This is a genomic window from Sphingomonas sp. UBA978, from assembly GCF_002292295.1.
Taxonomy (GTDB): domain Bacteria; phylum Pseudomonadota; class Alphaproteobacteria; order Sphingomonadales; family Sphingomonadaceae; genus Sphingomonas.
In genome coordinates, this window is record NZ_DBBS01000019.1 from 224319 (window position 1) to 238406 (window position 14088).

The following is a 14088-nucleotide window of genomic DNA, read 5'->3' on the forward strand; positions in this document are numbered from 1 at the left end:
AGGAGAACAAGATCGTGGTGAGCGTCCCCCCGTTGGTAGCCGGCATCGAATTGGGCGGGACGAAGATCGTCTGTCTGCTGGCGCGCGGTCCCGACGCGATCGAGGACCGGGTGCAGCTGCCGACCACCCGGCCCGAGGAAACGCTCGCGGGGATCGAGCGCGTGCTCGACGGCTGGGGCGCGTTCGATGCGCTCGGCATCGCCAGCTTCGGCCCGATCTCGATCGACCATGAGTCCGCCGATTACGGCCACATCACCTCGACGCCCAAGCCGCACTGGGCCGGCACCGACGTCGCGAAACGCCTCGCCGCACGCTACGACGTGCCGACCGGCTTCCACACCGACGTCGTCGGCGCCGCGCTTGCCGAGGCGCGCTGGGGCGCCGCCAGGGGGCTGCGCGACATCGCCTATGCGACCGTCGGGACCGGCATCGGCGTCGGCCTGATCGCCGGCGGGCTCCCCGTCGACGGGCTGACCCACAGCGAATTCGGCCATATCCGCCCCGATCGCCTCGCCGGCGACGACTGGATGGGCGTCTGCCCGTTCCACGGCGGCTGTCTCGAGGGGCTCGCCGCCGGTCCCGCGATCGGCGCGCGCGCGGGCAAGAAGGGCGAGGATATCGCCGCCGACGATCCCGTCTGGGATCCGGTCGCACACGTCCTCGGCCAATTGTGCCATACTTTGGTGCTCACCGGCGTGCCGCGCCGCATCGTCATGGGCGGCGGCGTCATGGTCGGCAACGACCACCTCTTCCCCCGCGTCCGCGCCGCGATGGTCAAGAGCCTCGCAGGCTATATCGCGCTGCCCGAGATCACCGAGCCCGGTTTCGTCGTCCCGCCCGCGCTCGGCGGCAATGCGGGGCCGCTCGGTGCGATCGTGCTCGGCGCGCAAGCGCTCGAGGGGCAGCTGAAGACGTTTACGACCCTTTAACCGTGTCTGCTTACGCCCTCGTCAACCATAAGAGGGAAGTTTGCAGCCATGATCGCCGTTGCACCGAAGCGCCTGCTGATCGTCGACGACGAACCGGCGATGCACGACAGCTACGCCCGCAGCTTCGCGGGCCAGCGCGGCGTGGCGGAGGATGCGCTCGGCGCGATGGCGGCGGAGCTGTTCGGCGACGACGCGCCGGATGCGGTCGATGACGGCGAACGCTTCGACCTGACGCACTGCCACCAGGGCCTCGACGCGGTCGCCGCGGTCGAGGCGGCGCTGGCCGCCGGCACCCCCTATGCGGTCGCCTTCATCGACGTGCGCATGCCGCCGGGGATCGACGGGCGCGAAACCGCGCGCCGCATCCGCGCGCTCGATGCCGAGATCAACCTCGTCATCGTCACCGGCTATTCGGACTTCTCGCCGTTGGAGATCAGCAAGGTCGCCGGCCCCGCCGACAAGATCTTCTACATCGCCAAACCGTTCGAGGTCGCCGAGGTGGTGCAGACCGCCACCGCGCTCGCGCACCGCTGGCAGGTCGACCGCGAACTCGCCGCCGCCCGCGCGCAGCTCGCCGCCCAGATCGTCCAGCTCGAGGAACAGGGCGCCGAACTCGCCGCCAACGAGAGCCGAGCGATCCACATGGCGACGCACGATTCGCTCACCGACGCGCCCAACCGGCTCGCCTTCCTGCGCGCGCTCGGCGAACGCGCGCGGCGGCCCGGCCTGTTCGCCACCGCGATGTTCGATCTCGACCGGTTCAAGATCGTCAACGACACGCTCGGCCATCTGGCGGGCGATGCGCTGATCCGCGAGGTGTGCGGCATCCTGCAGGCGCAGGCGCCCGAGGGCGCGATCGTCGCGCGGCTCGGCGGCGACGAATTCGGCATCCTCTTCGACACCCCGGGGGAAGCGGCCGCGGCGATGGCCTGCGACCGCATCGTCGCCGCCTGCGCCGGCACGCATCAGGTGTTCGGCAATTCGGTGCAGAGCGGCGCCTCCGGCGGCGTCGTCGTCGTCGAGGGCGCGGACTGCGACCCGATCGACGCGCTGCGCCGCGCCGACCTCGCGCTCAACGACGCCAAGCGCGCCGGCCGCGGCGTCACCCGCGTCTTCGACGAGAGCATGGACGAGGGCATCCGCTTCCGCCGCCGCATCGAACAGGGGCTCGCGCAGGCGATCGACAAGGGCGAACTCAGCCTCGTCTACCAGCCGATCGTCAGCCGCAGCGAGCTGGAGGTGATCGGTTTCGAGGCGCTGGTGCGCTGGAACACCGAGGAATATGGCCCGATCAGCCCGGCGACCTTCATCCCGATCGCCGAGGAATCGAACGTCATCCACGAACTCGGCGACTGGATCCTCGACGCCGCGCTGACCATGGTGCAGCGCTTCCCCGACCAATATGTCTCGGTCAATTTCTCGCCGCGCCAGTTCCGCCGCAGCAACTTCGTCGGCCATATCATGGAAAGCGTCCAGCGCGCCGGCGTGCTGCCCGGCCGCGTCCAGATCGAGATCACCGAAACCGCGATCTTCGACGACGCCGAACGCGCCGCCGAAACGCTCTACAAGTTGCGCCAGATGGGCTTCCGCATCGCGCTCGACGATTTCGGCACCGGCTATTCCAGCCTCTACAACATCCGCAAGTTCGCGCTCGACAGCCTCAAGATCGACCGTAGCTTCATCGACGGCATGGGCCGCGAGCGCGAAAGCGCGGCGATCGTCCATTCGATCATCCACCTCGGCCGCGCGCTCGGGCTGGAGGTGATCGCGGAGGGGGTCGAGACCGCGGCGCAGGTGCAGGCGCTCCGCCTCGCCGGCGCCAGCCACCTGCAGGGCTATTATTTCTCGCGCCCGGTCGCGCCCGATCTCGCGGTCGCACTCGCGGCACAGCGCTTCCTGGGCGGCGACCTGACGCAGCCGCAGCCGCAGCCGCAGCCGGGCAACGGGACGCACGGCTGATGCGCCGCGCCCGGTCCCGGGCCTGGGTCCGCGGCCCCGCCTCGCTCGGGGCGAAGCTGGTGCTGATCCTCACCGTGGTCGGCGTCGCCGGCGCGCTCGGCATCACCCTGCTGCTCGCCGGCGTCATCACCCCCAGCTTCAGCGCGCTCGAAACCAAGGCGATCGACGGCCATGTCGAGCGCACCCGCGCCGCGCTCGGCGAATATGCCGCGAAGGTGGAGAATGCCGTCCGCGACTATGGCGACTGGACGCAGAGCTACGATTACATGGGCGCGCCCTCCACCGCGCAGTCGGCGGCGTTCGAGCGCGACAGCTTCTCGCCGCTCGCCATGACCAACCTCGGCGTGCAGGGCATGGCCTATGTCCGCCCCGACGGCCGCATCCAGATCGCCCGCTGGCTCGACGCGGCGACCGGCCGCGAACGCGCCGACCTGCGCGCCGCAATGGTCCGCCTCGCCACCCGCACCGACCTCGCCCGCATCGTCGGCGCCGGCAATTCCGGCCATGTCTACGCCCGGCTCGGATCGACCGTCGCCGCGGTCGGCGTCGCGCAGGTCCGCCGCTCCGACGGCACCGGCAGCCCGCGCGGCTATGTGCTGATGGCGCGCCAGATCACCTCGCGCCAGATCTCCGAGCTGCTCCAGCTCGACGCGCGCATCGACCTCGCGGCGACCGGCGACCACGCGCGTGTCGTGCCGGGCCGCAACACGATGGGAATCGCCGTGCCGATCCCCGGCGCCGACGGCCATGCGGTCGCCGCCGCGCGCTTCCACATCGTCCGCGACGTCTCGCTGCTAGGCCGCCGCATGCTGCTGCTCGCCGTCGCCGGCTCGACATTGCTGCTGCTGATCGTCCTCGTCGTCCTGCGCCGCGTCATCGCCCGGCTGGTGCTCGGCCCGTTGCAGCGCGTCGAGCGCCACATGCAGCGCGTCCGCGCTTCCGGCGCGATGGCGCTGTTCGACGACGACGGCCGCCGCGACGAATTCGGCTCGCTCGGCCGCAGCCTCAACGCGATGCTCTCGCAGCTCAAGGATCTGCGCGAACAGATCGAGGCGCAGAGCTTCGCGCTCGGCCGCAGCGAGAGCGCGGTCGCGGTGATGCACAACGTCCGCAACGCGCTCAACCCGATCAGCACCATCCTCAGCCAGGGCATCGCCCAGGCGCCGCCGATCGACCGCGCCACCGTCGAGCGCGCGCTCGCCGAGCTCGGCCGCGACGACCTCGCCCCCGGCCGCCGCGCCAAGCTCGCCGCCTTCGTCGCCGCCGCGCTCGCCGCCGAGGTGCAGGGCCGCGAGACGATGCGCGGCGAACTCCAGGTCGGCCGCGAGGCGATGGCGCACGTGCTCGAGATCATCGGCCAGCAGCAGCAGCAGGCGCACGAACGCCCGACGCTCGAGGTCTGCGATCTCAGCGCGATCGTCGCGCGCAACGCCGCGATCGCGCGCTATTCCGACGCCGCGTCGATCGCCTTCAGCTTCCCCGCGGGCGCGCACCACGCGCTCGCCAACCGCGTCATCCTCAGCCAGGTGATCGGCAACCTGCTCGGCAACGCCGCCGAGGCGATCGCCGCCAGCGGTCGCGACAGCGGCTCGATCGGCGTCACCATCCACGAAAACGGCGCCAGCGTCGTCGTCCACATCCGCGACGACGGCGAGGGCTTCGACGCGGCGACCGGCGCTACCCTGTTCCAGCGCGGCTTCTCGACCCGCGCGCACAAATCGGGCGGCCTCGGCCTGCACTGGTGCGCCAATGCGATGAACGCGATGGACGGCAGCCTGCGGCTCGAGAGCGAGGGCCGGGGCAGGGGCGCGGTCGCCGTCCTCACCCTCAGGGGCGCGCAGCCCGACACGATCGCGCAGGCCGCCTGACGCCGCCGATCGCCGGTCGCCATGCGACGGCGCGCGGTTCGAGGTCGCAACGGGCGCCCCCATCGCCCCATCGCCCCGTCACCCCGCACGGATTCCGGCGTCCACGGGCCCGCATACCGAAGGTCCACCGCGCTCGCGCAACGGTGCCGCCGGAGGGGGCGGCGGCATGACCGAACGGCGGCCGAGGGTCGTCGGCCCCGCGGCAACGGCCGTTCGCCAAGCCCGCTCCGATCCGGTGCTTTCCCTGACCGCGCCCTCTTCCAATGTTGGATCGGCCGGCGCACGCCATGCGAATCATGCCGAGACCCTTCACCCGCGCACAGGCGCTCCAGAACGCGGCCTTCCTCGCCATCCTCCGTCGCACCGGCAACGTCCGCGCCGCGGCCCGCGAGATGGGCGCGCATCGCGCGCTGTTCACCCGCCGCCGTGCGAGTCACCCCGCCTTCGCGGCCGAATGGGATGCCGCGCTCGCCATCGCCCATGCCCGCCTGCAGCGCGCGCCCGCCCCGGCCGCCGCCGCCGAATCCGTCCCCGAACCCAAGGCGATCCGCACCCGCAACGGCCGGCTCCAGCTGCGCGCCCACCGCAAGGGCCAGCTCACCCGCGCCGCCGAACAGGCGTTCCTCGCCGCTCTGTCCGCCACCGCCAACGTCCGCCTGTCCGCCGCCGCCGCGGGGTTCAGCCACGCCACCTTCTACGCCCGGGCAAAGGCGCATCCCGGCTTCGCCCGCGAGATGCGGCTCGCGCTGCAATGCGGCTATGACCGGGTCGAGGGCGCCCTGCTCGACAGCTTCGACGTCGCCGCCGCGCGCGACGACGGCTGGCGCCACAACGATTTGCCGCCGGTCGCGCAGGTTACCGGCGACCACGTCATCCAGCTGCTCGCCCTCAACCACAAGGCCGTCCGCCTGTGGGCGACGCGTCCCGACTACAGGCGCCGCCGCGGCGAGACCGGCGACCAGCAATCCGCCCGCATGGCGCTGCAATGGCAGGCCGAACGCGCCCGCGATGCCGAGGACGACGCGATCGCCCGCACCGCGCTCGCCGAACCCGCCCGCCGCGACCCCCACGAACACCCGCCCGCGATCCTCCCCGCGCTCGACCAGGTCACGGGCTGGAGCAAGGCCGACCCGGCCCGGACGCCCCGCCGCCCCGGGCGCGGCATCGCCGGCGGCTGGCGGATCGGGGACTGGAAGGGCGGGGGCGGGTGAGCCAGTCACTCGACACGGGTACGGAGATAGTGCCGGTCAAACAATTCGCGGTCGAAGTGTCTAGAGCTCTTGAGCGGATGTGGGAGGCTTTTCCATCACAGTAGAGCAGACTTTGACGAATATCTCCCTCAATGCGATGTTCCCCAAATCCCGGCTAGCGAGTTTGCAAAATTTGCAATTAATATCGACCGATCCCGCATGAATTCATCGTAGCTCAGTGTTGCAAAATTTACGGGTACTAAGTTTGTTTGCAGAATTTCATCTATTTTGCCATCCGTCATCATCGACACGTAGGCACTAGGTTCTTTGTCTTTAATTCGGTTGTTGTCACTTTTCGATAGGAAGCAAATATTTGCGATGGCGTTGATGCGATCATTCTCGAGTCCCTCTCGTTTGAGATGTGCTCTCGGAAATATATGATGAAATTCATTTTTATTTGCTTTTTGGAGTACTGAAGAGAGGTCGATCTTTGCGCCTGATAGCAAGCTAACTGGATTTTTCTGCGAAAGAATATTGATCAGAATTTTTGAGTTTACGTTGCCGATTGCAAAGCGATTCTCTTCGAAAAAGCTCGGTTCAATTGGTCGGACAGAGCGAAGGATGTCGGGATCCTGCCCGGCTTTAATTAACGTCATTAACGCTATATCCGCTGCATGAGCGCGGCCCACGCCTGACGAGTAACGTCGAGATAGGCACGAGCGCCAGTACCAGCGAATTATTGCCTGCCGTTGCGCGTCGGTAGGATGTACGCCGCTAAGTGACGATGTTGCGAAGAATGCAGAGAGGGGCACGAGCATTGCCGGATACGGCATAAGTGCCAAGCTCTCAATGGACAGTTGCTTTTTTTAGAAAGTCGATCGCGCCAAGAATACCGCGCTTTATCTCGTCGAAGCGTGCCCGTACCGTCGGTCCATGAAGGCTGACAACGTCCTTAAGCTGGGCGTCGCCTTTCACTACGGCTGCAAAACATTTCATCATTAAGTTGGGGTCTGATGAAAGGTCGTAAAATCCGAATGGTTCGAGGTCGCTTGCCAATTCGGAAATTGACTCATTCAAGTCGAATTCACTACTCCAAGTCCAAGCCGATAGTAGTTGAAAAGCATCAAGACGAATACCCGCTCTATTGACACGCTCAAAAATTATTGCAATTTCATCTTTGTTATCGAACTCAATTACATCTAGATTAAGTTGAAATTCCTGAAATCTTCGTTGTAATTCTACCACTTTGTCTTTATTGTCCTCAGACAGTTCGCTTGCGATTTTAAAGAATCGAGCCGTGTCAAAAATAGCTCTAAGCGGGAAATATCTATTAGGATCCGCTCCCGTCTCAAAGATCGAGACAAATTGATCCTCTAAAGCACCGTCTGGTGCCTGTAGATCAAAGAAAATATCAAAAGCTTCAGTCGAGCTATTTGCTTGTAGAGTTGTTTGAAAAACGCTAAAAATGGCGGTCAGTCTCTGTTGACCATCAAGCACGTAATCTACCGGATACTCTTTTTCGGCTTTTGGCAGTGCAAATGGCCCAAGGTCCCGTTCTTTCTCAAGTGTGTCACGTGTGCGCCAAAGAAGAATGTTTCCTATGGGGTAGTTGCGATAAATGCTATCCATCAAGAAAGATATATTGTCTGTCGTCCAGACAAAGCCGCGCTGAAATGCAGGTATGCGTATCGATCCGCTCAAGATGCGTTCGATTGCCGTGCGTATCGCTACTGTCGCCATTGTGTCCCCTGTCGCTGACCCAGAACCTGTATCGGTGTAACGCTGGTTGCAAATAAGTTGGCCGAAAGGGCGTTAAATATTGTTTTAGCACACCACCGGCTTGTAAACGACAAAGGCCGGGGCGTTGCTGCCCCGGCCTTTGCCATCTTTGCTTTTGCTTCCAGTCGGTGCGCGCGCCGCGACCCGGCCGCCAGCCGCGTGCGCCTTACTTCGAGCGTTCGACCTGTTCGAAGTCGAGCTCGACCGGGGTCGCGCGGCCGAAGATCGACACCGACACCTTGACCTTCGACTTGTCGAAATCGAGTTCCTCGACGATGCCGTTGAAGCTCGCGAACGGGCCTTCCAGCACCTTGACCGCGTCGCCGATCTCGTAATCGACCTTGACCTTGGTCTTGGGGGCGGCGGCGGCCTCTTCCTTGCTGTTGAGCATGCGCGCGGCCTCGGCCTCGCTGATCGCCTGCGGCTTGCCCATGCTGCCGAGGAAGCCGGTGACCTTGGGCGTGTTCTTGACGAGGTGGTAGACGTCGTCGTTCATGTTGAGCTTGGCGAGGACGTAGCCGGGCATGAACTTGCGCTCGACCGCGATCTTCTTGCCGCGGCGGGCCTCGGTCACCGTCTCGGTCGGGACCTCGATCTGCTCGACCAGCTGTTCGAGGCCGAGCCGCGTCGCCTCCGCCATGATCGCGTCGCGGACCTTGCCCTCGAAGCCCGAATAGGCGTGAATGATGTACCAGCGCGCCATTGGATCTACCCTTACTTCGCGAGCTTGAGCAGCGCCTGGACGACCGCGTTGAAGAACGTGTCGACGCCCAGGAAGAACAGCGCGAGGATGGTGGTCATGATGACCACCATGACGCCCGTCATGATCGTCTCGCGCCGGGTCGGCCAGACGACCTTCTTGGTCTCGGCCTGAACCTGGCGGATGAATTCGATGGGGGTCGTCTTCGCCACTGTTTTGTCTCAAAACCCGCTGGAATCACGAAAACCGGATCGCGAGGCATAAGACCGCTGCCGCTTCCCCTGGGGTGGGGAACCGGCGTGGCCCGTCCTCGCTGTCGGATGGCCTGCGCAGATAGCCGTACGGGGCGGCGAACGCAAGGCCGCTGCGCGGGGAGTGTCGGCGGGGGGTGTCGGCGGCTCAATGGCCGTAGCGCTTGATCCCGCGGCGGCGCAGCTTCTCGCGTTTGCGGCGGCGCAGGTGGACGATCAACGCGGGCACGCCGATCAGCAGCAGCGTCCCGACGATCGCATAAACAAGGGTGTATCGCGTGGCCTCATCCATCGGGCGCCTATAGCAGCCCGGACGCGTGCGTCATCGCCTCGCGTGACAAAAATTTCATGGGGCATCGCGGCGCGCGATACTGGCAGGAGTGCACGGACTCGAACCGTGGGCCCTCGGTTTTGGAGACCGATGCTCTACCAACTGAGCTACACTCCTGCAGCGCCGCACCCCCTACCCCCCCCGAAAAAAAAGGGCAAGACGCTGTTGTGGGGTCGGGATGAAACCGGAGTCGCGGCTGATCGCGGGGCGGGGGATCAGGCGGCAAGTCGAATCGTTCGCCGACCGACGACATTGTCGTTGGCTGCATCGAGAAGCGGTCGCCTGGGCTGGGGAAGGGCTGCAAGCATCACGACGATGCCGAGGGCGCTCACCGGCAGCGGCAGGACGCTAGCCATAAGGATCGCGCCCAATCGTGCCTCGGACCATAATACGCCCGATGTCGAGACGGAGGCCCGTGCCGCCAGCCATGCGGCCATCCCGATACTGATCGCCGCGATCAGGGGCGAGGCGTCCGGATACGCGGCGGCCACCTGTGCGAGGTTGGGGAGTGTCAGCACCGGTGTGGGCCAAGGGAGCGCAAGATTGGCGAGCGCCGCAGTCACCGCCGCATTCGGCAAGAGTCGCACCGCCCGGCGCTGAATGGCAAGGCCCAGCCACAAGGGCGCGAGCAGCAACCCCGTCGACGCCAGCCCGGCTGCCAGCCCGGCAGCGACGATCATCGCGCCGGTCCGCCTTTCGTGTGCCGCGCAGAGCGCCGCGACCGACGCGAGCAGCGCGAGGGCGTCGCTCCACCGGCCGCCCGGCAGCAACCCAGCCAGCAGCGCCGCTGCAACGAGAGGCGCAACAATCGGGAGGGGCAGGGCGGACGCGGCCGGACGCGGGATGGCGATCATCGTCCCGTCTTGCGCGCGGCCCGGTTGCGACCGCGTTAAGGCGCCGCCCCGTTGACCATCCGTCTGACTCTGCGTATAGGCCCGCCCCGTTCGTCGGAGTGATCCGGCGGGCAAGCTTGAACATTGCTGGATGCAAAGTTGTGGGGCCGGGGTGGCGCGTGTCGCTGCTCACGTCCCTTTTTGTATTCCGAAGTGCTGTGATGGCTCCAGCAAAGTAACCCATTCACGAGGTGAAGGCTTCATGCCAACGATCAACCAGCTGGTCCGCAAGGGCCGCGAACCGCAGAAGGCCAAGTCCAAGGTCCCTGCGATGGAGCAGAACCCGCAGAAGCGCGGCGTCTGCACCCGCGTCTACACGACGACCCCGAAGAAGCCGAACTCGGCGCTGCGCAAGGTGGCCAAGGTCCGCCTGACCAACAGCCGCGAAGTCATCAGCTACATTCCGGGTGAAGGCCACAACCTGCAGGAGCACTCGGTGGTCCTGATCCGCGGTGGCCGTGTGCGCGATCTTCCCGGCGTCCGCTACCACGTCCTGCGCGGCGTGCTCGATACGCAGGGCGTCAAGGATCGTCGCCAGTCCCGCTCCAAGTACGGCGCCAAGCGTCCGAAGTAAGCCGGCCGGCCTCCCGCCAACCGACGCAAGTCGGGCATCTGGCACACAGGCTCGACCATCAGGCTGAAGTTAGAAAGGTTTTTGAAATGGCACGTCGTCGTCGCCCGGAAAAGCGTATCATCCTCCCCGATCCCAAGTTCGGTGATGAGGTCCTCTCGAAGTTCATGAATTCGGTCATGCTCGACGGCAAGAAGTCCGTCGCGGAACTGATCGTCTACGGTGCCCTGGAAACCGTCGAGCAGCGCGCCAAGCGCGAGCCGATTGGCGTGTTCCATGACGCGCTCAACAACATCAAGCCCGGCATCGAGGTGCGTTCGCGCCGCGTCGGCGGTGCGACCTATCAGGTCCCCGTCGAGGTTCGTCCGGAGCGCGCCCAGGCGCTGGCGATCCGCTGGCTCATCACTGCCGCCCGCGCCCGCAGCGAGAACACCATGGCCGCCCGCCTGTCGGGCGAGCTGATGGACGCCGCCAACAACCGCGGCAACGCGGTGAAGAAGCGCGAAGACACGCATCGCATGGCCGAAGCCAACCGCGCCTTCAGCCACTATCGCTGGTAAGGCTTGGAAGCTTCCAACCTTTGACCTATATCGTGGGGAGCCGGCGGAAGCTGCGCTCCCCACATCGCTAAGGAAACACGATCATGGCCCGCAGCCATCCGCTCGATCGCTATCGCAACATCGGCATCATGGCGCATATCGACGCCGGCAAGACGACCACGACCGAGCGCATCCTCTATTACACCGGCAAGTCCTACAAGATCGGCGAAGTGCATGAAGGCACCGCGACGATGGACTGGATGGAGCAGGAGCAGGAGCGCGGGATCACGATCACGTCCGCCGCGACGACCTGCTTCTGGTCGGCGGAAGAGGGCAAGGGGCCCGAGCACCGCATCAACATCATCGATACGCCGGGCCACGTCGATTTCACCATCGAGGTCGAGCGTTCGCTGCGCGTGCTCGACGGCGCGGTCGCGTGCTTCGACGGCGTCGCCGGTGTCGAGCCGCAGTCGGAAACCGTGTGGCGTCAGGCCGACAAGTACGGCGTGCCGCGCATGTGCTTCGTCAACAAGCTCGATCGTACCGGTGCGGACTTCTATTTCTGCGTCGATTCGATCATCGAGCGTCTCGGCGCGCGTCCGGCCGTCCTGTATCTGCCGATCGGCATCGAGGGCGGCTTCAAGGGCCTCGTCGACCTGGTCGAGAACCGCGCGATCATCTGGCTCGAAGAGTCGCTGGGCGCGAAGTTCGAATATCAGGACATTCCTGCGGACATGGCCGACAAGGCCGCCAAGTATCGCAGCGAGCTGATCGAGATGGCCGTCGAGCAGGACGATGCGCTGATGGAGGCGTATCTCGAGGGCAACGAGCCGTCGGTCGCCGACCTCAAGAAGCTGATCCGCAAGGGTACGCTCGAGATGGCGTTCGTTCCGATCGTCTGCGGTTCGGCGTTCAAGAACAAGGGCGTCCAGCCGCTGCTCGACGCGGTGGTCGACTATCTGCCGAGCCCGCTCGACGTGCCGGCGATCAAGGGCGTCAAGCTCGACGGCGAAACGCCGGACGAGCGTCCGTCCTCCGACTCCGAGCCGTTCTCGGCGCTGGCGTTCAAGATCATGAACGATCCGTTCGTCGGCACGCTGACCTTCGCGCGCATCTATTCGGGCAAGCTCGAAGCGGCGTCGCAGGTCCAGAACTCGGTGAAGGACAAGAAGGAAAAGGTCGGTCGCATGCTGCTGATGCATGCGAACAGCCGCGAGGACATCCAGGAGGCTTTCGCGGGCGACATCGTCGCTCTCGCCGGCCTCAAGGATACCACGACCGGTGACACGCTCTGCGCGCAGAACGCCCCGATCATCCTCGAGCGGATGGAATTCCCCGAGCCCGTGATCGAGCTGTCGGTGGAGCCGAAGACCAAGGCCGACCAGGAGAAGATGGGCGTCGCGCTCAATCGTCTCGCCCGCGAGGATCCGTCGTTCCGCGTGTCGTCGGACGCCGAATCTGGCCAGACCATCATCAAGGGGATGGGCGAGCTCCACCTCGAGATCCTGGTCGACCGCATGAAGCGTGAGTTCAAGGTCGAGGCGAACGTCGGTGCGCCGCAGGTGGCGTATCGCGAATACCTCAAGAAGCCGGTCGACATCGACTATACGCATAAGAAGCAGTCGGGCGGCACCGGTCAGTTTGGCCGCGTCAAGGTGAAGCTGTCGCCGGGCGAGCGTGGCAGCGGCTTCGTCTTCAAGGACGAGATCAAGGGCGGTAACATTCCGAAGGAATATATCCCCGCGATCGAGAAGGGCTTCCGTGAAACCGCGGAAACCGGTTCGCTGGTCGGTTTCCCGATCATCGACTTCGAAGTCCTGCTGTACGACGGCGCGTACCACGACGTCGACTCGTCGGCGCTGGCGTTCGAAATCTGTGCCCGTGGCGCGATGCGCGAAGCGGCGCAGAAGTCGGGCATCACGCTGCTCGAGCCGGTCATGAAGGTCGAGGTCGTCACTCCGGAGGATTATCTGGGCGACGTCATCGGCGACATGAACAGCCGTCGTGGTCAGATCCAGGGCACCGACAGTCGCGGCAACGCGCAGACGGTCGAGGCGATGGTGCCGCTGGCCAACATGTTCGGCTACGTCAACGCGCTGCGTTCGTTCACGCAGGGCCGCGCGCAATACTCGATGCAGTTCTCGCATTACGACGAAGTGCCGCAGAACGTCGCTGACGAGGTCAAGGCGAAGCTCGCCTGAGGGGCGCGGGGCTGAGGCGACTTGGCCCCGAGACACCGAAGGCCGGACGGCGGGGCGACGCAGTCGAACCCGTCCGACGACGGATTTACTCCGTCGTCGGCCCCGCCGCACAGGGGCTGGCGTTACATACCAACTACCGCTACAGGGCCGCGTTCGCGTGGCCCCGGCGGCACCGAATTCGAATCAGAAGGTAGGAAAATGGCTAAGGCAAAATTCGAGCGGAACAAGCCGCACCTCAACATCGGCACCATCGGCCACGTCGATCACGGCAAGACGTCGCTGACCGCCGCGATCACCAAGGTGCTGGCAGAGACGACCGGCGGCACCGCGGTCGACTTCGCGAACATCGACAAGGCTCCGGAAGAGCGCGAGCGCGGCATCACGATCTCGACCGCGCACGTCGAGTATGAGACGACGAACCGCCACTATGCGCACGTCGATTGCCCGGGCCACGCCGATTATGTGAAGAACATGATCACCGGTGCAGCNNGGCGCAGATGGACGGCGCGATCCTCGTCGTGTCGGCGACCGACGGCCCGATGCCGCAGACCCGCGAGCACATCCTGCTCGCCCGTCAGGTCGGCGTGCCGGCGATGGTCGTGTTCATGAACAAGGTCGATCTGGTCGACGACGAGGAAATCCTCGAGCTGGTCGAGCTGGAAATCCGCGAGCTGCTCAGCTCGTACGAATTCCCGGGCGACGATATCCCCATCATCAAGGGGTCGGCGACCTGCGCGCTGTCGGGTTCGAACGACAAGTTCGGCAAGGATGCCGTCACCGAGCTGATGCAGGCGGTTGACGACTACATCCCGCAGCCCGAGCGTCCGCTCGACAAGCCGTTCATGATGCCGATCGAGGACGTGTTCTCGATCTCGGG

13 protein-coding genes, 1 tRNA gene and 1 pseudogene are annotated in these 14088 nt (G+C 65.3%); 8 read left to right on the top strand and 7 right to left on the bottom strand.

Going from position 1 to position 14088, the window contains the following annotated elements; genetic code table 11:
- Window positions 1–17 precede the first annotated feature (17 nt).
- The 4 genes from B2515_RS12555 to B2515_RS12570 all read left to right on the top strand — a co-directional run bounded on the left by B2515_RS12555 (window position 18) and on the right by B2515_RS12570 (window position 5967).
- Window positions 18–929, top strand: coding sequence for an ROK family protein (locus B2515_RS12555; protein WP_414711395.1), 912 nt, complete (start codon window positions 18–20; stop codon window positions 927–929).
- A gap of 48 nt (window positions 930–977) precedes the next feature.
- Window positions 978–2888, top strand: a complete 1911-nt coding sequence (locus B2515_RS12560) for a putative bifunctional diguanylate cyclase/phosphodiesterase (RefSeq protein WP_293876782.1) — start codon at window positions 978–980, stop codon at window positions 2886–2888.
- Window positions 2888–4756, top strand: a complete 1869-nt coding sequence (locus tag B2515_RS12565) for a CHASE4 domain-containing protein (protein WP_293876783.1) — start codon at window positions 2888–2890, stop codon at window positions 4754–4756. The genes B2515_RS12560 and B2515_RS12565 overlap by 1 nt, the downstream gene beginning before the upstream one ends.
- A 296-nt stretch (window positions 4757–5052) precedes the next feature.
- Window positions 5053–5967: a hypothetical protein gene (locus B2515_RS12570; RefSeq protein ID WP_293876784.1), complete on the top strand. Its 915-nt coding sequence runs from the start codon at window positions 5053–5055 to the stop codon at window positions 5965–5967.
- A gap of 128 nt (window positions 5968–6095) precedes the next feature.
- Here the strand turns inward: B2515_RS12570 and B2515_RS12575 are convergent, their stop codons facing one another.
- From B2515_RS12575 to B2515_RS12605, 7 genes are all read right to left on the bottom strand, one after another.
- Window positions 6096–6635, bottom strand: a complete 540-nt coding sequence (locus B2515_RS12575) for a hypothetical protein (protein ID WP_293876785.1) — start codon at window positions 6633–6635, stop codon at window positions 6096–6098.
- Between the two features lie 157 nt (window positions 6636–6792).
- The gene (locus tag B2515_RS12580) at window positions 6793–7686 is read right to left on the bottom strand and encodes a DUF262 domain-containing protein (RefSeq protein ID WP_293876787.1); all 894 of its coding nucleotides are present in this window, start codon (window positions 7684–7686) and stop codon (window positions 6793–6795) included.
- A 205-nt stretch (window positions 7687–7891) separates the two neighbouring features.
- Entirely contained in the window at window positions 7892–8428 is a 537-nt protein-coding gene (gene nusG / locus B2515_RS12585; protein WP_037534189.1) for a transcription termination/antitermination protein NusG, read from the bottom strand.
- Window positions 8429–8439: 11 nt separating this feature from the next.
- Complete coding sequence (gene secE / locus B2515_RS12590; RefSeq protein ID WP_017979500.1) at window positions 8440–8637, bottom strand: preprotein translocase subunit SecE; 198 nt, start codon at window positions 8635–8637, stop codon at window positions 8440–8442.
- 187 nt (window positions 8638–8824) lie between these two features.
- Window positions 8825–8968 (bottom strand): hypothetical protein, encoded by a 144-nt coding sequence (locus tag B2515_RS12595; RefSeq protein ID WP_293876794.1) that lies wholly within the window; start codon window positions 8966–8968, stop codon window positions 8825–8827.
- A gap of 80 nt (window positions 8969–9048) precedes the next feature.
- A tRNA-Trp gene (locus B2515_RS12600) sits at window positions 9049–9124 on the bottom strand.
- A 98-nt stretch (window positions 9125–9222) separates the two neighbouring features.
- Window positions 9223–9861, bottom strand: a complete 639-nt coding sequence (locus tag B2515_RS12605) for a hypothetical protein (RefSeq protein ID WP_293876796.1) — start codon at window positions 9859–9861, stop codon at window positions 9223–9225.
- Between the two features lie 241 nt (window positions 9862–10102).
- Here B2515_RS12605 and rpsL point away from each other — a divergent pair, with 241 nt between their 5' ends.
- From rpsL to B2515_RS12625, 4 genes and pseudogenes are all read left to right on the top strand, one after another.
- Window positions 10103–10474 (top strand): 30S ribosomal protein S12, encoded by a 372-nt coding sequence (gene rpsL, locus B2515_RS12610; protein ID WP_112381158.1) that lies wholly within the window; start codon window positions 10103–10105, stop codon window positions 10472–10474.
- Window positions 10475–10560: 86 nt separating this feature from the next.
- Entirely contained in the window at window positions 10561–11031 is a 471-nt protein-coding gene (gene rpsG / locus B2515_RS12615; protein WP_230629367.1) for a 30S ribosomal protein S7, read from the top strand.
- An 83-nt stretch (window positions 11032–11114) separates the two neighbouring features.
- Window positions 11115–13211 carry an elongation factor G gene (fusA, locus tag B2515_RS12620; protein ID WP_293876804.1) on the top strand — a complete coding sequence of 699 codons (2097 nt, stop codon included), beginning with the start codon at window positions 11115–11117 and terminating at the stop codon, window positions 13209–13211.
- 198 nt (window positions 13212–13409) lie between these two features.
- Window positions 13410–14088, top strand: a pseudogene (locus B2515_RS12625) (GTP-binding protein); the annotation flags it as partial.

What these genes read in the sequence shown, in the direction of transcription:
- B2515_RS12560 (WP_293876782.1), top strand. Translation starts at nt 978, where the DNA reads ATGATCGCCGTTGCACCGAAGCGCCTGCTGATCGTCGACGACGAACCG.
- B2515_RS12565 (WP_293876783.1), top strand. Translation starts at nt 2,888, where the DNA reads ATGCGCCGCGCCCGGTCCCGGGCCTGGGTCCGCGGCCCCGCCTCGCTC.
- B2515_RS12570 (WP_293876784.1), top strand. Translation starts at nt 5,053, where the DNA reads ATGCCGAGACCCTTCACCCGCGCACAGGCGCTCCAGAACGCGGCCTTC.
- B2515_RS12580 (WP_293876787.1), bottom strand. Translation starts at nt 7,686, where the DNA reads ATGGCGACAGTAGCGATACGCACGGCAATCGAACGCATCTTGAGCGGA.
- nusG (WP_037534189.1), bottom strand. Translation starts at nt 8,428, where the DNA reads ATGGCGCGCTGGTACATCATTCACGCCTATTCGGGCTTCGAGGGCAAG.
- B2515_RS12595 (WP_293876794.1), bottom strand. Translation starts at nt 8,968, where the DNA reads ATGGATGAGGCCACGCGATACACCCTTGTTTATGCGATCGTCGGGACG.
- B2515_RS12605 (WP_293876796.1), bottom strand. Translation starts at nt 9,861, where the DNA reads ATGATCGCCATCCCGCGTCCGGCCGCGTCCGCCCTGCCCCTCCCGATT.
- rpsL (WP_112381158.1), top strand. Translation starts at nt 10,103, where the DNA reads ATGCCAACGATCAACCAGCTGGTCCGCAAGGGCCGCGAACCGCAGAAG.
- rpsG (WP_230629367.1), top strand. Translation starts at nt 10,561, where the DNA reads ATGGCACGTCGTCGTCGCCCGGAAAAGCGTATCATCCTCCCCGATCCC.
- fusA (WP_293876804.1), top strand. Translation starts at nt 11,115, where the DNA reads ATGGCCCGCAGCCATCCGCTCGATCGCTATCGCAACATCGGCATCATG.